This is a genomic window from Rhodococcus sp. MALMAid1271 (assembly GCF_049195265.1).
GTDB lineage: Bacteria > Actinomycetota > Actinomycetes > Mycobacteriales > Mycobacteriaceae > Rhodococcoides.
The window spans coordinates 1-18,970 of the sequence record NZ_JBMIRQ010000097.1; the positions used below are offsets into that span (position 1 = coordinate 1).

Annotated in this window: 15 protein-coding genes and 1 pseudogene; 8 read left to right on the top strand and 8 right to left on the bottom strand. The window is 64.2% G+C overall.

Features of this window, described 5'->3' with window-relative positions:
- Positions 1-153: pseudogene (locus ACOQFP_RS14585) on the bottom strand (S-(hydroxymethyl)mycothiol dehydrogenase); the annotation flags it as partial.
- Between the two features lie 165 nt (positions 154-318).
- Here ACOQFP_RS14585 and sthA point away from each other — a divergent pair.
- From sthA to ACOQFP_RS14610, 5 genes are all read left to right on the top strand, one after another.
- The gene (gene sthA / locus ACOQFP_RS14590) at positions 319-1,734 is read left to right on the top strand and encodes a Si-specific NAD(P)(+) transhydrogenase (RefSeq protein WP_206490618.1); all 1,416 of its coding nucleotides are present in this window, start codon (positions 319-321) and stop codon (positions 1,732-1,734) included.
- A 184-nt stretch (positions 1,735-1,918) separates the two neighbouring features.
- The gene (locus ACOQFP_RS14595; protein ID WP_206490617.1) at positions 1,919-2,863 is read left to right on the top strand and encodes a proteasome assembly chaperone family protein; all 945 of its coding nucleotides are present in this window, start codon (positions 1,919-1,921) and stop codon (positions 2,861-2,863) included.
- A gap of 334 nt (positions 2,864-3,197) precedes the next feature.
- Positions 3,198-4,181: an alpha/beta hydrolase gene (locus ACOQFP_RS14600; protein ID WP_341244475.1), complete on the top strand. Its 984-nt coding sequence runs from the start codon at positions 3,198-3,200 to the stop codon at positions 4,179-4,181.
- A 70-nt stretch (positions 4,182-4,251) separates the two neighbouring features.
- Positions 4,252-6,768 (top strand): DEAD/DEAH box helicase, encoded by a 2,517-nt coding sequence (locus tag ACOQFP_RS14605; RefSeq protein ID WP_421584731.1) that lies wholly within the window; start codon positions 4,252-4,254, stop codon positions 6,766-6,768.
- A gap of 12 nt (positions 6,769-6,780) precedes the next feature.
- The gene (locus ACOQFP_RS14610; RefSeq protein WP_421584732.1) at positions 6,781-7,452 is read left to right on the top strand and encodes a PhzF family phenazine biosynthesis protein; all 672 of its coding nucleotides are present in this window, start codon (positions 6,781-6,783) and stop codon (positions 7,450-7,452) included.
- Here the strand turns inward: ACOQFP_RS14610 and ACOQFP_RS14615 are convergent.
- Positions 7,442-8,086: a hypothetical protein gene (locus ACOQFP_RS14615; protein ID WP_206490614.1), complete on the bottom strand. Its 645-nt coding sequence runs from the start codon at positions 8,084-8,086 to the stop codon at positions 7,442-7,444. The two genes, ACOQFP_RS14610 and ACOQFP_RS14615, sit on opposite strands and share 11 nt — an antisense overlap.
- Positions 8,087-8,140: 54 nt before the next feature.
- Here ACOQFP_RS14615 and ACOQFP_RS14620 point away from each other — a divergent pair, with 54 nt between their 5' ends.
- Positions 8,141-8,371, top strand: coding sequence for a hypothetical protein (locus ACOQFP_RS14620; protein WP_421584733.1), 231 nt, complete (start codon positions 8,141-8,143; stop codon positions 8,369-8,371).
- On the opposite strand, the gene ACOQFP_RS14625 is transcribed toward ACOQFP_RS14620, so the two are convergent.
- Together ACOQFP_RS14625 and ACOQFP_RS14630 are read right to left on the bottom strand one after the other, a co-directional pair.
- Positions 8,355-9,614, bottom strand: a complete 1,260-nt coding sequence (locus ACOQFP_RS14625) for an aminotransferase class III-fold pyridoxal phosphate-dependent enzyme (RefSeq protein WP_341244471.1) — start codon at positions 9,612-9,614, stop codon at positions 8,355-8,357. The two genes, ACOQFP_RS14620 and ACOQFP_RS14625, sit on opposite strands and share 17 nt — an antisense overlap.
- Before the next feature lie 3 nt (positions 9,615-9,617).
- Positions 9,618-10,286, bottom strand: coding sequence for a Pr6Pr family membrane protein (locus ACOQFP_RS14630; RefSeq protein ID WP_421584857.1), 669 nt, complete (start codon positions 10,284-10,286; stop codon positions 9,618-9,620).
- 76 nt (positions 10,287-10,362) lie between these two features.
- On the opposite strand from ACOQFP_RS14630, the gene hrpA reads away from it, so the two are divergent.
- A complete protein-coding gene (hrpA, locus tag ACOQFP_RS14635) occupies positions 10,363-14,259 on the top strand; it encodes an ATP-dependent RNA helicase HrpA (protein ID WP_421584734.1) in 3,897 nt (1,298 codons plus the stop codon).
- A 12-nt stretch (positions 14,260-14,271) separates the two neighbouring features.
- Here the strand turns inward: hrpA and nrdR are convergent, their stop codons facing one another.
- Together nrdR and ACOQFP_RS14645 are read right to left on the bottom strand one after the other, a co-directional pair.
- Positions 14,272-14,736, bottom strand: coding sequence for a transcriptional regulator NrdR (gene nrdR / locus ACOQFP_RS14640; RefSeq protein ID WP_341244470.1), 465 nt, complete (start codon positions 14,734-14,736; stop codon positions 14,272-14,274).
- 100 nt (positions 14,737-14,836) lie between these two features.
- Positions 14,837-15,250, bottom strand: coding sequence for a hypothetical protein (locus ACOQFP_RS14645; protein ID WP_421584735.1), 414 nt, complete (start codon positions 15,248-15,250; stop codon positions 14,837-14,839).
- Between the two features lie 370 nt (positions 15,251-15,620).
- On the opposite strand from ACOQFP_RS14645, the gene lexA reads away from it, so the two are divergent.
- The gene (lexA, locus tag ACOQFP_RS14650; protein WP_206490672.1) at positions 15,621-16,298 is read left to right on the top strand and encodes a transcriptional repressor LexA; all 678 of its coding nucleotides are present in this window, start codon (positions 15,621-15,623) and stop codon (positions 16,296-16,298) included.
- An 89-nt stretch (positions 16,299-16,387) separates the two neighbouring features.
- Here the strand turns inward: lexA and ACOQFP_RS14655 are convergent, their stop codons facing one another.
- Both ACOQFP_RS14655 and ACOQFP_RS14660 read right to left on the bottom strand, forming a co-directional pair.
- The gene (locus ACOQFP_RS14655) at positions 16,388-17,530 is read right to left on the bottom strand and encodes an acyl-CoA dehydrogenase family protein (protein WP_206490608.1); all 1,143 of its coding nucleotides are present in this window, start codon (positions 17,528-17,530) and stop codon (positions 16,388-16,390) included.
- Between the two features lie 151 nt (positions 17,531-17,681).
- Positions 17,682-18,953, bottom strand: coding sequence for a solute carrier family 23 protein (locus ACOQFP_RS14660; RefSeq protein ID WP_341244766.1), 1,272 nt, complete (start codon positions 18,951-18,953; stop codon positions 17,682-17,684).
- Positions 18,954-18,970 lie beyond the last annotated feature (17 nt).

The following is an 18,970-nucleotide window of genomic DNA, read 5'->3' on the forward strand; positions in this document are numbered from 1 at the left end:
ACCCTCGCGATAATGCAGATCCGTATGACACACCCCGCACGCCGCAACCGCGACCACCACATCGTTCGGACCCGGATCCGGGATCGTAATCGTCTCGATCGACACGGGCTCGCCCTTGCTCTTGGCAACGACTGCCCGGACCTGTTGCGGCATATGTTCCTCCACTGAAAGCTGGTGTGATGCGTTCGCGGTTCAGCCTGTCACAACGCATCAGACCGTAGCTACATCTGCATGCGTGCCGCGGTGGGTAGTTCTCTGTTCACGAGGTTGTGACCGAGCGAACACACGTTCTTTGCGTGCGAGCGGTACCAATGAGCAATGTCCGAACACATGGCGTACGACCTGGTGGTCATCGGCTCCGGCCCCGGTGGCCAGAAGGCCGCCATCGCAGCAGCGAAGCTCGGTAAGCGAGTGGCGATCGTGGAGAAGGGGCACATGCTCGGCGGGGTGTGCGTCAACACCGGCACCATCCCTTCCAAGACGTTGCGTGAGGCCGTCCTCTATCTGACGGGCATGAATCAACGTGAGCTGTACGGGGCCAGCTATCGAGTCAAGGCAGACATCACGCCTGCCGATCTGCTGGCGCGCACCCAGCACGTCATCGGCAAGGAGATCGAGGTCGTCCGCTCGCAACTGCTGCGCAACCGCATCGAACTCATCACCGGTGTCGGCAAGTTCCTCGATGCGCACACCATCGTCGTCGAGGACGAGTCCCGGGGCGAGCGCATCACCGTGACCGCCGAGAACGTGGTGATCGCCACCGGAACCGCGCCCGCACGTCCCGCGGACGTTGCGTTCGACGACTATCGGGTACTCGACTCCGATGGAATTCTGAACCTCGAGTTCATCCCGGCATCGATGGTGGTGGTCGGGGCGGGGGTCATCGGAATCGAGTACGCCTCGATGTTCGCGGCCCTCGGCACGAAGGTCACCGTCGTCGAGAAGCGTGATTCGATGTTGGACTTCTGCGATCGCGAGATCATCGAATCGCTTCAGTTCCATCTCCGCGATCTCGCGGTGACATTCCGATTCGGGGAGGCTGTCACTGCGGTCGATGTCGGACCGAACGGCACGGTGACCACCCTCGCGAGCGGTAAGCGCATTCCAGCGGAAACCGTGATGTATTCGGCCGGACGGCAGGGCTTGACCACTGCACTGGAACTCGAGAATGCCGGTCTCGAGGCCGACGCGCGAGGTCGCATCTTCGTCGACGAGCATTTCCAGACCAAGGTCGATCACATCTACGCGGTCGGCGATGTCATCGGGTTCCCGGCGCTCGCCGCGACATCGATGGATCAGGGCAGGCTCGCGGCGTATCACGCGTTCGGCGAGTCGAGTGCTCAACTGACCGACTTACAGCCCATCGGCATCTACTCCATTCCCGAGGTCTCCTACGTCGGAGCGACCGAGGTGGATCTGACGAAGGGTTCGGTTCCCTACGAGGTCGGGGTGTCGCGGTATCGCGAACTGGCCCGCGGGCAGATCGCAGGCGACTCGTACGGGATGTTGAAGTTGCTGGTCTCCACCGAGGACCGGTCGATTCTCGGCGTGCACATCTTCGGTTCGGGTGCGACGGATCTCGTGCATATCGGGCAGGCCGTCATGGGCTGCGGCGGCACCGTCGACTATCTGGTCGATGCCGTGTTCAACTACCCGACCCTGTCCGAGGCGTACAAGGTCGCCGCACTGGACGTCACCAACAAGATCCGGGCATTGGCCAACTTCGATCGCTGACGCAGTTCCGGCGAAGACGGTGCGAACCACCACCGGGAATGAACGGCCGTCGATCGGTTGTTGTGTCCATGAGGGATTCGCCACGGTCGAGATCGCGCGTGTACGGCTCGAGCCGGCGGTCGGCGTATTCTGACCCGAATCTCGCGCCGAGGTACAGACGAGTCGATCCGAAAGGGGCCCGGCCATGACCGAACAGTCGAACATGTACGAGCTGGAGTTTCCGGCACCGCAGATTTTCTCCAACGACGGTGTCGGACCAGTCCTCGTGCACGGCTTGGAAGGATTCTCCGACGCGGGACATGCGGTGAAGCTTGCGACGACTCATCTGCGCGAGAGTCTCGAGACCGAACTCGTGGCCTCGTTCGACGTCGACGAGTTGATCGACTACCGCTCTCGTCGTCCGACGATGACGTTCAAGTCCGATCACTTCTCCGATTACGATGCGCCCGAGCTCAATCTGTACGCGGTCAAGGACCGCGCCGGTACCCCCTTCCTGTTGTTGGCGGGGATGGAACCGGATCTGCGGTGGGAGAAGTTCACCACTGCCGTCCGGCTGCTCGCCGATCAACTGGGAGTGCGGCGCACGATCGGGCTCGGCTCGATCCCGATGGCGATTCCGCATACGCGCCCACTCGGAGTCACTGCCCATTCCAGTGACAAATCGCTGGTCAAAGACGGCAACAGCTGGGCAGGCGATCTGCAGGTACCCGGCAGCGCCTCCTCGCTGCTCGAGCTCCGGATGGCGCAGCACGGCCATGAATCGATGGGCTTTTCGGTGCATGTCCCGCACTACCTCGCCCAGACCGATTACCCGAGTGCAGCCGAGACGCTCCTCGAGAACGTCAGCGAGGCAGCCGAGCTGGACCTTCCGCTTGCAGCGCTCGGCGAGGCGGCCGCGCGAGTGCGGGAACAGGTCAACGAGCACATCACCGGCAACGAAGAGGTTCAGTCCGTTGTGCAGGCGCTCGAGCGCCAGTACGACACCTATGTCGCAGCGCAGGAACAGCAGTCGACGCTGCTCGCCGGTGACGAGCCGCTTCCGAGCGGAGACGAGCTCGGTGCCGAGTTCGAGAGGTTCTTGGCCGAGCAGACGGGCTTCGACGACGGCAAAGACGACACCACGGGGTAGCCTCGTCGGACCGAGCGACAGCACGAGCCGAACCCCATCGTGAGCCGAACGAGAGTGTGAGTGGTCACAGATTCCCGGCACCGAGGCGGTTGAGTTGGACAGCGTGGGCGGATCGAAACATACCTGTAACCGTATTTGCACTCGATGTTCTGCCCACGAGGCCATCTCGTGCGAGAGTCGTAGCACTATGTACGCCAGTGCATAGACGTACACAACCGTTCACGGCGACGCCGTGCTGTGCCGCCTGCGGTGCACCAGGGAATTTCAGGAGGCGCAAGTGTCCACCACTCCGCGCAATCGCAAGCTCCGCCCGGTTCCCGATGAAGAACCGCGGTTGATCTTTCGGACCATTCACGGCTACCGGCGAGCCTTTCGCATGGCAGGCGAAGGTCCGGTGGTGTTACTGATCCACGGGATCGGCGACAACTCCGAGACCTGGAACGAGGTAATTCCTCACCTCGCGAAGAATTACACCGTGATCGCACCCGATCTGTTGGGGCACGGTCGCTCGGACAAGCCACGCGCGGATTACTCCGTCGCTGCGTACGCGAACGGCATGCGAGATCTGCTCTCCGTGCTCGGCATCGAGAAGGTCACGGTCGTGGGCCACTCGCTGGGCGGCGGCGTCGCCATGCAGTTCGCGTACCAATTCCCCAACATGGTGGACCGGTTGGCGCTGGTGTCCTCCGGTGGCGTCACCAAGGACGTCCATCCCATCCTTCGACTCGCCTCGATGCCGTTCTTGAGCGAAGCCGTCAAACTTCTTCGGCTCCCCGGAGCGATACCTGCGGTCAAGCTGGCAGGCGGTGTACTGAGCAAGCTGCACAGTTCACCACTACGGCCCGGTTCGCTGCTGCACGACACACCTGACTTGATTCGGGTGTTGAGCGAGCTCCCGGCCCCGACCACGTACGAGGCGTACTTGCGTACCCTGCGGGCCGTGGTCGACTGGCGTGGGCAAGTCGTCACCATGCTGGATCGGTGTTATCTCACTGAAAATCTGCCGGTACTGCTCGTCTGGGGTGATCAGGACGCGGTCATTCCCGTCAGCCATGCCCGCCTCGCCCATTCGGCCATGCCCGGCTCCACTCTCGAGGTGTTCGAGAACTCCGGACATTTCCCGTTCCGCGACGATCCGATGCGTTTCCTGCAGGTCGTCGAGGACTTCATCGACTCGACACCGTCCTTGGCCTTCGACGAGGTGCGGTGGCGCAATCTGCTCATCACCGGCGTCGGCGAGGACATGATCACCGGGAGCGCCAGCACCCGACTGGCCGTACTCGGAGCCATGGGTTCGGACGAACGCAGCGCGACCTGAGGCGTCGACTCGACCAGACCGGTGCGGTGTCGATGCGGGACCGGTCGTTGATCCCACATAGCCTGTAGAGGTGCTTCTCACCGAACTGATTCCCGATGTCACCGCTGCCGATCCCGACGGCGCAGACCCGGATGTCCTGTTCGACACCTTCACCAGCTGGACGGCCGATCGGGGCCTGACGTTGTATCCCGCCCAAGAGGAAGCTCTCATCGAGCTCGTCTCGGGCTCCAACGTCATTCTTGCCACGCCCACGGGTTCCGGTAAGTCGATGGTGGCCATCGGAGCCCACTATGCCGCCATGGCTGCAGGCATTCGCAGCTTTTACACCGCGCCGATCAAAGCACTGGTCAGTGAGAAGTTCTTCGCCCTGTGCGAGATCTTCGGTGCCCAGAACGTCGGCATGATGACCGGCGACGCGTCGGTCAATTCGGGTGCGCCGATCATCTGCGCCACCGCGGAAATCGTGGCGAACCTCGCCCTGCGCCAGGGCGCGGACTCCGATATCGGCCAGGTGATCATGGACGAGTTCCACTACTATTCCGAGCCCGATCGAGGGTGGGCCTGGCAGGTGCCCTTGATCGAGCTGCCGAAGGCGCAGTTCCTGTTGATGTCGGCGACCCTGGGAGACGTGTCGTTCTTTCGAGACGACCTCACCCGGCGCACCGGACGCACCACCACTGTCGTCTCCGGAAGCGAACGCCCCGTTCCGCTGATGTTCTCCTATGTCACCACCCCGATCAGCGAAACCATCGAAGAACTGGTCGACACCCACCTCGCGCCCGTGTACGTCGTGCATTTCACCCAGGCCGCGGCACTCGAACGAGCCCAAGCGCTGACCAGTGTCAACGTCGCGTCGAAACAGGAGAAGGCCGAGATCGCCGACGCGATCGGTAGCTTCCGTTTCACCACCGGTTTCGGAAAGACACTGTCGAGGCTGGTTCGGCACGGTATCGGCGTTCATCACGCAGGGATGCTGCCCAAGTATCGGCGTCTGGTCGAAAAGCTCGCACAGGACGGTCTGCTCAAGGTGATCTGTGGAACGGACACCCTGGGTGTTGGTATCAATGTCCCCATCAGGACCGTGCTGTTCACCGGACTCACCAAGTACGACGGAGTTCGTACTCGCAAGCTCCGGGCACGCGAGTTCCATCAGATCGCAGGCCGTGCGGGCCGTGCGGGCTACGACACCCTCGGCACCGTCGTGGTCGAGGCCCCCGAACACGACATCGAGAACGCTCGCCTGGTGGCCAAGGCCGGTGACGACCCGAAGAAGCTCAAGCGAGTGCAGCGCAAGAAGGCCCCGGACGGTTTCGTATCGTGGGGTGAGCCGACATTCGAGCGGATTGTTGCCGCGAGCCCCGAGCCACTCACCTCGAGATTCTCGGTGAGCAACGCCATGCTTCTCAATGTCATCGCCCGTCCGGGTAATTGCTTCCACGCGATGCGTCATCTACTCGAAGACAATCACGAAACCCGGGCTGCTCAACGCAAGCACATTCTGCGTGCGCTCTCGCTGTATCGCGGCCTGGTCGACGCGGGCATCGTCGAGCAGTTGGAGCACCCCGATGCCGACGGTCGACATGCTCGACTGACTGTGGATCTGCAACCGGACTTCGCACTCAACCAGCCGCTGTCGACGTTCGCGGTCGCGTCGTTCGATCTGCTCGACGCGCAGTCACCGACACACGCACTCGATGTGGTCTCGATCATCGAGTCCACGCTCGACGATCCGCGCCAGATCCTGATGGCACAGCAGCACGCCGCCCGCGGCGAAGCGGTATCGCAGATGAAGGCCGACGGAATCGACTACGACGAGAGAATGGAGCTGCTCGAGGAAGTCACCTGGCCGAAGCCGCTCGCAGAACTACTGGTTCCGGCGTTCGAGATCTATCGAGGCACCCACCCGTGGCTTTCCGAGGTCGGCTTGTCGCCCAAGTCCGTCGTGCGCGACATGGTCGAGCGGGCGATGACCTTCGCCGAGCTGATCAGCCATTACGGTCTGATGCGGTCGGAGGGGCTGGTACTGCGGTATCTCGCCGACGCGTACCGCACGTTGCGTCAGACGGTCCCACCGGAGTCTCGAACCGAGGAGGTTCAGGACATCACCGAGTGGCTGGGCGAGCTCGTCCGTCAGGTCGATTCGAGCTTGCTCGACGAGTGGGAGAACCTGACCGATCCCGGTGCAGAGCCGGAAGCGCTGGTCGAGGCCTATGGCTCCGATACTCCGCGTCCGATCTCGGCCAACCCGAGGGCTTTTCGGGTACTGGCTCGCAATGCCATCTTCCGTCGGGTGGATCTGGCGGCCCGTCGCCAATGGAACGCGCTCGAGGAACTCGACGACGGCCCGGACTGGGAGACCGAACTCGAGCCGTTCTTCGCCGAGTACGGACCGATCGGAACGGGGCCCTCGGCTCGTGGGCCTGCGCTGTTCACCTTCGATGTCGGCACCGAGGCCACGACGGTGCGTCAGGTGCTCGAGGACCCGGACGGCGATCACGGTTGGTCGCTCGATGCCGTCGTCGACGTACCGGAATCCGATGCCGCCGGCGAGATCGTATTCGACGAGATCGTGATCACCCCGGGCTGATACCGTCCCGACATGGCTATCGAGGTGTCCGTCGTCCGTGTGTTCACCGATGCCGACGGCAGGTTCGGCAATCCTCTCGGCATCGTCGCCGCGGATGATGTCGACGAGGCGGACAGGCAGCAGTTCGCCACCGAGCTCGGTTACAGCGAGACGGTGTTCGTCGCTCGCACCGAGCCCGGTACGGCCTCGGCCACCATCTACACCCCGGCGGTGCAGCTGCCCTTCGCCGGCCATCCCACGGTCGGTCTGTCGTGGTGGCTCCGAGAACAGGGCCACCCGGTGCGAACGCTCACAGTTCCGGCCGCAGGGCTCGAGATCCGATACGACGGCGAGGACACCTGGGTTCGCGCTCGCGCCGACTGGACTCCGCAGTTCACCTTCCATCAGGTCCGCGACGCAGCCGAGGTAGCGGCAGCCGACCCGAGCGCCTACGACAGTGGGCACCACTATCTCTGGGCCTGGACCGACGAGGCGCGCGGGGCCGTGCGATCGCGCATGTTCGCCCCCATGATGGGAATCGCAGAGGACGAAGCGACCGGTGCCGCCGCCGTGCGCCTCACCGGAGAGCTCGGCCGCGGTCTGACGATCGTGCAGGGGGTCGGCTCACGATTGCGCACCACGATCGACGACGGCTGGGTGGAATTGGGCGGACGTTCGGTGAGCGATCCGTCGATCACGGTGTGACGGGTACGTCCACCTCGATCTCCTCGCCCAACCGCACGCCCGCAGCCAGCGGGAGTCGATCTCCGCTCCAGAACTTCCCCGGGTCGAACCAGTTGGCCTTCTTGTGTCCGGCGAGCAATCCCATCGCGTCGTAGGTCATCGCGACCACCTCGGCGCAGTACGCGGTTTCGAGGGCGGCCGAGTGCTGTCGGCGTCGGCGCAGCGTGGGCACTCGTCCCCGGAACCAGCGACCGGTGAGTGCGGCGGTAGTAGGAAAGGCCGTGCCGTCCATCCGGGCGATCGTGCGCAGCAAGGCGTCTTCCTGGGCTTTCGTGACGGCGTCCTCCAACTGCCGCAGCCAGCACCGCTGTTGGTACACGGTGGCCCACTGGGTCACGGCCGCGCGCAGGTCGTGCAGCTGCACGCCACGCTGAAAGTTGCCGGTCCACATGTCCTGCAGTGACTTTCCCAGCTCGGCGTGCCACATCAGCGGCGGCAGGTCGTCGATCACGACGGCCATTCCGACATGATTGACGGGGCTGTTGGTCAGCGTTTGGATTGCCCGATCGGCCGTCGAGTGTCCGCGGAAGATCCAGATGTCTCCGGTTCTGGTGGCATCGACGGCTGTGTCGAGGCCGATTCGCGACGGGTTCATCTCTCACACCCTAGGTCTCGGCGTCACCCCGCCTCGTGACGGTACGGTTGGCCAGTGAACGTGTGGAAAACTCTCGGCCTCGCCGGGATGGTCGGTGTCGCGGCCACCGGGGCGTTGGTGGTTCGGTCCGAGCGCAAGCGGCGCGCCTATGCGCCCGAGGAAGTGCGCGATCAGCTGCATCGGCGGTTCGAGGCAATGTCCGGCGAGCCGGACCCGGCACCTACTCCCCTGCCGTCGAGGGGGCAGCGTCTGCTCGGGACTCTCCGGTTCAGCCGAGCGCGCTGAGAATCCGTGCGGCCAACTCTTCGATCTCGGCGTCTGTCATGACGAACGCCGGCGAGATCTGCATCGCACCCTGACCGGCGGCTCGACCGGAAACCCCATGCGCTCGAAGGGTTTTGACGAAGGGCAGCGCCTCCGCCGGGTCGGCGAGCTGGACGGCGGCAACCGCACCGAGTCCGCTGCGAACCTCGGACACTCGATCGTGCGCGGCGAGCGGCGCCAGGTGAGTATGCAGGGCAGCCTCGATGCGCTCGGAGTGGGTGAGCAGGTCCTCTCGCTCGATGATGTCGAGGTTGGCCATCGCCGCTGCGGCCGCGCCTGCGTGCCCGCCGTAGGTGTACCCGTGTCGCCACCAGACTCCGCCCGCGAAGAAGGGTTCGGCGATCTTCGGTGCGATGAACACCGCACCCATGGGCACATATCCTGATGTCAGCCCCTTGGCCGTCGTCATCAGATCGGGTGCGAGATCGAATCGAGTCGAAGCGAACCAGCTGCCGCCGATGCGGCCGAAGCCGGTGACGACCTCGTCGGCGACGAACAGCACGTCGTTGTCTCGACAGATCTGCCGGACCTCGCGCAAGTAGCCCTCGGGCGGCAGGTACACCCCGCCCGCTCCGATCACCGGCTCACAGAAGAATGCCGCGATGTTCTCGGCACCGACCTCCTCGATGAGTGCCAGCAGCGATTTCGCGTCGTCCCAGGCCACCGTCCTGGCGTCGGGCATGAGCTCGCCGTAGTTCTCCTTGTTCACCGCGATTCCGGCCAGTGCAGTACCAGCCACGTGCATACCGTGGTATGCCTTCTGTCGACCGACGATCAGCTTCTTGGACGGTTGTCCCATTTCCACCCAGTAGCGACGCGCAAGCTTGGCTGCGGTGTCGATGGAGTCCGATCCACCCGAGGTGAAGAAGATCTTGCTACCCGGCACGGGCGCGATCGCGGACAGGCGGTCGGCCAGAGCCAGCGTGGTCTCGGGAACGAAGTCACCGAAGTTCGAGTAGTGGGCGATCGAACTCAGCTGCGAGGCAACGGCATCGGCGATCTCGCGGCGTCCGTGGCCGACGTTGGTGAACCACAAACCCGCCGTGGCGTCGAGGTACTTGGTGCCCGCGTCGTCGAAGATGTACGCACCCTCACCTCGCGAGATGACGAACGGCCCACTGGCGGTGACATTGCCCATGTCGGCGAAGCCGTGCCACAGCGCGGAGGAGTGTGCGGTGCCGGCTGAATCCAGATCGGAAGACATGCGCTACACAGTAGTGGAGTCCGATTCGATCGAGTCCGATCCGTGTCTCCACCGTCCCGCCAGCCGCCCGAGCGCATTGACTGCCAGTGCCATCAGCGCGAAGGCGACAGTCAACACCACCAGCCCGATGGCGAGCGCGATGTATCCCTGTTCGCGTGGATCGAGAAACGGGTAGGGATACCAGTCGACGATCGGTCCGCGGACAAGGGTGTAGATCCCGTAGATCAGCGGGAACAGCAACCACATCAGGCTGCGCGATTCGGATATCCGGCGACGCGGCGGGGCGAGAATCCAGTCGAGGAGTAGTACGACCGGCATGATCCTGTGCACCACGTTGTTGGTCCACGGATCTGCGACACCGACATCGATGTTCGCAAGCAACACCGCGTAGATGATCCCGGTGATCACCATGTAGAGCGTCACCGCCCCGCGCACGAGCTGCCAACCCGAAGATCGTGGATCGATCAGGCCGCCGATCATGAGGACGAGCACCGTCGCGACGTTGCTGAGCACGGTGAAGTAGCTGAAGTAATTGGCCAACGAGAACGTGGAGGCGGCAAGTCCGTTCAGAACGATCGAGACGAGGGCCGCCGCGGTGAGCGCGCCGAACAGCACCCGCAACGTCCTGATCGTCGCCGGGGTACGTGGCTCGGCAAGGACATCGCGCGAGATGCTGATGCGGCGATCCTGGCACAGTCGGGGCCGGCATTCACGAGGGTTGCGGCGAAACGGATATCCTGCAGTGAGTATGTCTACCTCCACTTCGTCCCGTCAGCGCAACGCTCTCGCCACTCGCCTGGCCGAGGTCACCATCCGCGACGAGAACAGGCTGCGTCGGCGAGTGGACAAAGCCCGCACCGAGGAAGCCTTCGCCGCAGTCGAACGCGATATCACCCGCGCGGAAGCTGTCGTCGCACATCGCAAAGCCGCGGTCCCCACTCTCGATTTCCCCGAGTCGCTGCCGGTCAGCCTGCGCAAGGACGACATCGCCGCTGCCATCGCCGCACATCAGGTCGTGATCGTGGCCGGTGAGACCGGCTCCGGTAAGACCACCCAGATTCCCAAGATCTGTCTCGCACTCGGTCGCGGGATTCGCGGCTCCATCGGCCACACCCAGCCTCGACGCCTCGCCGCGCGTACGGTGGCCGAGCGCATTGCCGAGGAGGTCGGCGAGCCGCTGGGCGAATCCATCGGCTACAAGGTCAGATTCACCGATCAATCCTCGGATTCGACTCTGGTCAAGTTGATGACCGACGGCATCCTGCTGGCGGAGATCCAGCGAGACAGGATGCTTCGCCAGTACGACACCCTGATCATCGACGAGGCTCACGAGCGCAGCCTCAACATCGACTTCCTCCTCGGCTACCTGGCTCAGCTCCTCCCGAGACGACCGGATCTGAAGATCGTCATCACCTCGGCGACGATCGATCCGGAACGGTTCGCCGAGCACTTCGCCCAGGACGGTGTGCCCGCCCCGATTATCGAGGTCTCCGGTAGAACGTTCCCGGTCGAGATGCGGTATCGGCCACTGACCGTCGATGCCGGAGACACGACGATCGATCTCGACCCCGTCGACGCGACCTGCCAGGCCGTCGAGGAACTCATGGCCGAGGGCGACGGAGACATCCTGGTGTTCTTGTCCGGTGAACGCGAGATTCGCGATACCGCCGACGCATTGAACGATCGCACTCTTCGCAATACCGAGATCGTCCCGCTGTACGCGAGATTGTCCGCAGCCGAACAGCATCGAGTGTTCTCCCCACACTCGGGCCGCCGGGTGGTGCTCTCGACCAACGTCGCGGAAACATCGTTGACGGTCCCCGGCATCCGATACGTCGTCGACCCCGGTACCGCCCGCATCTCGCGCTACTCGTTGCGCACCAAAGTGCAGCGCCTCCCCATCGAACCGATCTCCCAGGCGTCTGCGCGCCAGCGAGCGGGGCGCTGCGGGCGTGTCGCCGACGGCATCTGCATTCGGCTGTACTCGGAGGAGGACTTCGATTCCCGTCCGCAGTTCACCGAGCCCGAGATTCTGCGCACCAACCTGGCCTCGGTCATCCTGCAGATGACCGCACTGGGTCTGGGCAAGATCGAGGCGTTCCCGTTCGTCGAACCGCCGGACCCGCGCAGCATCCGAGACGGCATCGGACTACTCGATGAACTGGGAGCCCTCGAACCCGCAGGCAAGGACGGTACCGCCAAGCTCACCCCGATCGGCCGAGAGCTCTCGGCGTTGCCCGTCGATCCTCGGATGGCGCGAATGTTGGTCGAGGCCAACGGCAACGGATCATTACGCGACGCGTTGGTGGTCGTGGCGGCGCTGTCGATCCAGGACGTTCGGGAGCGGCCCGCCGAGCATCAGCAGGCGGCGGACGAAAAGCACGCCCGTTTCGCAGTCGAGAACTCCGACTTCCTGGCCTACGTGAAGCTGTGGACGTACTTGCGCGAGCAGCGAAATGAACTGTCTTCCAATCAGTTTCGACGCATGTGTCGCACCGAATTTCTGCACTATCTGCGGATTCGGGAGTGGCAGGACCTGCACGGCCAGCTCCGTCAGATCACCCGCGGGCTCGGCTGGACGGTGCCCGATGCCGACTCCACGGACAACGCTCTGCATCAGTCACTGCTGTCCGGATTGCTCTCACACGTCGGACTCAGGGAAGGCGACAAGCGGGAGTTTCTCGGTGCGCGCGGCGCGCATTTCGCAATTTTCCCCGGATCCGGTTTGTTCAAGAAACCGCCGCGGTGGGTGATGGCCGCGGAGTTGGTCGAGACCGGCCGACTGTGGGGCCGCATGGCTGCCCGCATCGAACCCGAGTGGGCCGAGCGGCTGGCCCCACACCTGGTCAAGCGGACGTATTCGGAGCCGCACTGGTCCATCAAACGCCAATCCGCCATGGCCTACGAGCGAGTGACTCTGTACGGCATCCCCCTGGTCACACAGCGTCCGGTCGGATATCACCGCATCGACCCGGAAGTATCACGCGAGCTGTTCATCAGACATGCCCTGGTGGAGGGTGAATGGAAGACCCAGCACGCGTTCTTCCACAAGAACAGGGCGCTGCTCGAGGACGTCGGCGAACTCGAGCATCGGGCCCGGCGGCGCGATATCGTCGTCGACGACGAGGCTCTGTTCGATTTCTACGACGCACGCGTCGCGCCAGAAGCGGTGTCGGCCAGGCACTTCGACACCTGGTGGAAGAAGGCCCGCCGACACGATCCGGCCCTGCTGGATTTCACCACCGAAACCGTGGTCAACGCCGACGCGGCTGCGGTGCTCACCGGCGCGTACCCCGACGCGTGGCGACAGGGAGAGATCCAGTTCCCGCTGACCTACCAGTTCGAGCCGGGTACCGCCGCCGACGGGGTCACCGCACGCATTCCGATTGCACTGCTCGCTCAGGTGCAGCCGGTGGGCTTCGACTGGCTGGTGCCGGGAATGCGCGCAGAGTTGGTGACGGCATTGATCAAGACACTGCCGAAGGCGCTGCGTCGCAACGTCGTTCCGGCTCCCGACTTCGCCGCCGCGGCGTTGGCGGTGATGAAGCCGCGATCGGAAACTCTGGTGACGGCCTTGGCTCGTGAGCTTTCGCGTGCTGCCCAGTGCCACATCACGGCCAAGGACTTCGATACGGCGGCGCTACCCGAGCATCTGAGGATGACGTTCTCGGCCGTCGACGCCAGCGGAAAAGTGTTGGGTAGCGACAAGAATCTCGCTGCACTGCGCGCCGGACTGTCCGGGGAGGTGGGTCGTCAGGTCGCGAGCGCGGTCGGCGACGCCGAGCGTGCACCGTCGTTGGCCTGGACGTCGAGCACGCTGGGACGGCTGGAGTCGACGGTCACCCGGGAGGTCGGTGGGCAGATAGTCACCGGCTACCCGGCGTTGGTACCGGAAGGGTCCGGTGTCGCAGTGCGGGTTCTGAGCACTCCGGCCCAGCAGCGCGCGGCGATGCGGTCGGGCACCAGAGCGCTGCTTCTCGCGTCTGCACCCAAGGGCACCAAAGCACTGCTGGCCGGTCTGCCGACTGCGGAACGTCTTGCCCTCGGCCAGAATCCGTACGGAAGCGTGGACGCCCTCCTGGAGGAGTGCCGAGTCCTCGCGGTGGAGGAGGCCATGGACGCGCACGGTGGGCCCGTCCGCGATCCGGAGGCCTTCGAGAAGCTGCGCGCGCTGGTCGATGCCGAGGTTCCACAGCGCACCGCAGCGATACTGGCACTGGTCCGTCCCGTGCTGACCGCAGCACTCGCAGTGTCGGCGACATTGCAGTCGTCATCGGGTGAACCAGCCGACGATGTCCGTGAACAACTCGACGGCTTGATCTTTCGCGGGTTCGTGACCGAGTTCGGTTCTCGCAGATTGGCAGACCTGCCACGCTATCTCGCCGCGGCGGCGAAGCGATTGGCCACGCTGCCGAGCAGTGCGGGCCGAGACGCTGCGGCGATGGACGTTCTCGATCGCGTCTACGACTCGTACGGGCGGTTGCTCGATTCGCTTCCGGAAGCGAGAAAGAACAGTGCGGGAGTGCAGGAACTGTTCTGGATGATCGAGGAATTGCGGGTGGGGCTGTTCGCTCAAGGAATTAGGACGGCATATCCGGTCTCGGAGAAGCGTCTCGAGAAGGCGATCTCGGAACAGGCCCGCTGATGGCATCGACTCTCAGTCGATGTCGGCGGACTCACGATGCTTACGAAGCTCGTGGATTTCCTTCTCGAAGTCCTCGGCCGAACTGAACGAGCGGTACACCGACGCGAACCGGAGATACGCCACCTCGTCGAGATCGCGAAGCGGTCCCAGGATGGCCAACCCGACCTCGTTACTGGGGATTTCCGCGGACCCGGCGGCCCGAATGGCGTCCTCTACCTGTTGAGCGAGGAGGTTCAACGCGTCGTTGTCGACGTCCCGGCCCTGGCAGGCCCTGCGAACTCCCTTGACGACCTTTTCGCGACTGAACGGCTCTGTCACTCCGCTGCGCTTCACGACGGCGAGCACGGCGGCCTCGACAGTGGTGAAGCGCCGGCCACATTCCGGGCAGGAGCGGCGACGCCGGATTGCCTGCCCCTCGTCCATGTCTCGCGAGTCGACCACGCGTGAATCGGGGTGCCTGCAGAACGGGCAATGCATGAAGGAGCCTCCGTCGTAGCCGATGCTCCGACGTGAAACATGTGTGTCGGAGCAGTCAGTCGAGGATACTCAGTCTGCCCACGAGCGATGGGGCCGGTGGTCACCTGCCCGGCGCGTACTCGACGACAACTCCGTTGTGGACCTCCACCACGCCGGTCGGCTGCACGGCTGCATCCGGCGCAGCTGCCCGAACATTGGCAATGCCGATCAGGCCGCCGGCCACGACAACAACTGCGAGCACCCACAGCACCAACGATCTCGTCCGGACCGGCTGGCCCGCGAAGTGAGCCGAGGTCTCGTCGAACTCACGATCGGCCAGCTCGCGATCGGTGACCTCGGTCCGGGACGGGGCCAGCACCGGCAGGCACGCGGTCGGCTGCACACGACGCGCGGTCGTGACCCCCGGTGCGGCGACCGAACTCCGAAGCGCGGGACGAACCCGGCGACGACGCTCCACCACGGTGGACCGGGTACGGATACCTGCAGCGGTGGGGCGATCGGTGATGATGGTCATCGGAACCTCGACTTCGCTCGTTGGATCGATTGTTCGATCAGGCGTTCGATGGACGCTTGTTCGAAGTTCTATCACGGGGCTCCGACAAAGTCTGCAGAAAACGCGACACGAGTCGAACAGATGTTTGATTCAACAGCTGATACACGCTAGATTCGTGGCAGAAACCACACGCCACACGAGTCGACACCATCAACTCCAGTCCGCGCAGACCGACGCACGCAGACCGGATCCAGGACACCAGCAGGAGGCCGACAGCATGAAGGACCAGACCTCGACGAGGTCGACCACGGGTTCGAAGACGACGGGTTCCAAGACGGCGGCCACGAAGGTTGCGGCAGGCAAGCCGGCCGCCGAACCGACACCCAAGGCGATGGAAGTCGGCACCGACATCGCCGCGGGGCTGACCGAACGCCAACGGAAGGTCCTCGAAGTCATCCGAGCCTCGGTCACCGAACGCGGATATCCGCCGAGCATTCGCGAGATCGGTGACGCGGTGGGTCTGACCTCGACCTCCTCCGTCGCGCACCAGCTACGCACCCTCGAACGCAAGGGATTCCTCCGACGTGACGCCAACCGTCCCCGGGCGGTCGACGTACGCGGGCTCGACGAGGTTCAGGCCGATCAGGCGGCCGCCGCGGTCGACGGTTCCGCGGAGGATCAGGACCGACTCCCGACGCCGACGTTCGTACCCGTCCTGGGACGCATTGCCGCCGGTGGTCCGATCCTCGCCGAGGAAGCCGTCGAGGACGTCTTTCCCCTCCCCCGCGAGTTGGTCGGTCAGGGTTCACTGTTCCTGCTCAAGGTCGTCGGCGAGTCGATGATCGACGCGGCGATCTGCGACGGAGACTGGGTTGTCGTCCGTCAGCAATCCGTGGCAGACAACGGAGACATCGTCGCGGCGATGATCGACGGCGAAGCGACGGTCAAGACCTTCAAGAGGTCCAAGGGCGAGGTGTGGCTACTGCCGCACAACCCGCTGTTCGAGCCGATTCCGGGCAACAATGCCGCCATCCTCGGCAAGGTCGTCACCGTGATGCGCAAGCTCTAGGGAACCTCTCCGCCGACAGGCGAAGGGCTGACATGCGAAGGGCCGCAGCACGTCTGTGCTGCGGCCCTTCGTGTCCGTCGGGGGGCGAATCAGAGGTTCAAGCCGCGCCCGATGATCTCCTTCATGATTTCGGTGGTTCCGCCGTAGATGGTCTGAACGCGAGAGTCCATGTACGCCTTGGCGATCGGGTATTCCTTCATGTAGCCGTAACCGCCGTGCAGCTGTAGGCACCGGTCGATCAATTTGACCTGGTTCTCGGTGGTCCACCACTTCGCCATCGCGGCTTCCTGAACGGTCAGGGTGCCTGCGTTGAGCAGTTCGATGAATTTGTCGACCATGATGCGGGTGGCGGTGGTCTCGGTTGCCAACTCCGCCAGGACGAATCGGGTGTTCTGGAACTTGCCGATCGACTTTCCGAAAGCCTTGCGGTCGCGACAGTACTGGATCGTCATGTCCAGTGCCGATTCCATGGCTGCCGCGGCGACCACTGCGATCGACAGGCGTTCCTGGGGCAGGTTCTGCATCAGGTAGATGAAGCCCATGCCTTCTTCACCGAGCAGGTTGGCGGCAGGCACGCGCACGTCGGTGAAGCTGAGCTCGGCGGTGTCCTGGGCCTTCATGCCGATCTTGTCGAGATTGCGCCCACGCTCGAACCCGGGCATATCGCGTTCGACGACCAGCAGGCTGAAGCCCTGCGCACCCTTCTCGGGGTCGGTGCAGGCCACCACGATCACCAGGTCGGCGTTGATCCCGTTGGTGATGAACGTCTTCGACCCGTTGAGGATCCAGTCGTCGCCGTCACGTACTGCTTTGGTCTTGATGCCCTGCAGGTCGCTTCCGGTGCCGGGCTCGGTCATGGCGATCGCGGTGATCAACTCACCGGAGCAGAATCCGGGGAGCCAGCGCTGCTTCTGCTCGTCGTTGGCCAAGTCGATCAGGTAGGGCGCGACGACGTCGTTGTGCAAGGTGAATCCGATACCGCTGTAGCCGCCGCGGGTGGTTTCTTCGGTGACGATGGCGTTGTAGCGGAAGTCCTTGACGCCGCCGCCGCCGAACTCCTCCGGCGCGGCCGTTCCGAGGAAGCCCTGCTTACCGGCCTCGACCCAGACGCCGCGATCGACGATGTTCTGCTCTTCCCACTTCGCATGGTTGGGTGCTACGTGTTGTTCGAGGAACTTCCGGTAGGACTCCCGGAACAGCTCGTGCTCGGGCTCGAAAAGTGTGCGTTCCACGCAGATCTCCTTGTTCGGTGCGTACCGACTTCGACCTGCGGTCTGGTTCCGATCGCGGTCGTCGGTACGACTGACGTCGCGATCCAACACTACGTTCGGCGCGCGGCGGCGGTCGATGACCAAAACGCGCGCGATCCGTGACCGAGACCCGCTAACGCCCGCCGTTGCCTGCGCGCCTCGCGAGTGCCGAGACGATCGGGTAGCCGAGAAGAATGCCGAGCGAACCCCATGCGATACCGCCGAGTTCGACCGATCCGACGGTCAGCGTGAGGTCGCCGATTCCCGCGACGAGGGCCGCAGCAACGACGATCAGATTGATCGGATCGGCGAAATCCACCTTGGCATCGGTCCAGATGCGCACTCCCAGCAATCCGATGAGTCCGTACAGGACCAGCGTCGCCCCTCCGATGACGCCGTCGGGCACCGTGAAGATCAGGGCACCGAACTTGGGCGAGAACGCCAGCACGATTGCTGTCAGAGCTGCGACCCAGTACGCCGCGGTCGAGTAGACCCGGGTGGCGGCCATGACGCCGATGTTCTCTGCGTACGTGGTGGTTCCGGAGCCACCACCTGCTCCCGCCAGGGTGGTCGCCAGGCCGTCGGCGATCAGCGCGTCACCTGCCACGTCGTCGAGGTTCTTGCCGGTCATCGCTGCCACCGCTTTGACATGCCCGACGTTCTCTGCGACCAGGACGATCACCACCGGCAGTGCCACCAGGATCACCGACAGTTCGAAGGACGGCCCACGGAACTCGGGCAGCCCGATCCAGCTCGCGGCGTTCAGGGCGTCCAGGCGTGGTTGCGCGATCCCACCGGTGAGGGCAGCGAACACCCAGCCCACCACGACACCGAGCAAGATCCCGAGGCGGCCGAGCAGTCCTGGTCCGATGGCCGTGGCCAGCAGGATCGCAACCAGCGTCACGGCCGCGATCAGCGGCTGCGCTTCGAACGACGTCGTCGCGGCCGGTGCCAGGTTCAACCCGATCAACACCACCACGGCGCCGGTCACCACGGGCGGCATCGCCGCGTCGAGCACACGCCTGCCTGCGAACTTGACCACGAAGCCGATCGCCGCCAGCACAACGCCGACGCACAGCACGGCTCCGAGCTGCGCGGCCGGCCCGTTGGCCTGGGTGGCACCGAGTGGGGCCAGGAACGCAAAGGAGGACCCGAGGTAGCTCGGCACCCGTCCTCTGGTGATGAGCAGGAACAGTGCCGTTCCGATGCCCGAGAACAGCAGCGTCGTCGACACCGGAAAGCCCGTGATCGTCGGAACCAGCAGCGTTGCCCCGAACATGGCGATGACGTGCTGCATGCCGATACCGATGGTGCGCGGCCAGGTCAGGCGTTCGTCCGGCGACACCACCGCTCCAGCGGTGACAGTTCTTCCGTTTCCGTGCAGCGTCCAACCGAGATTGTTCATTATTCGAGCAGACTAGG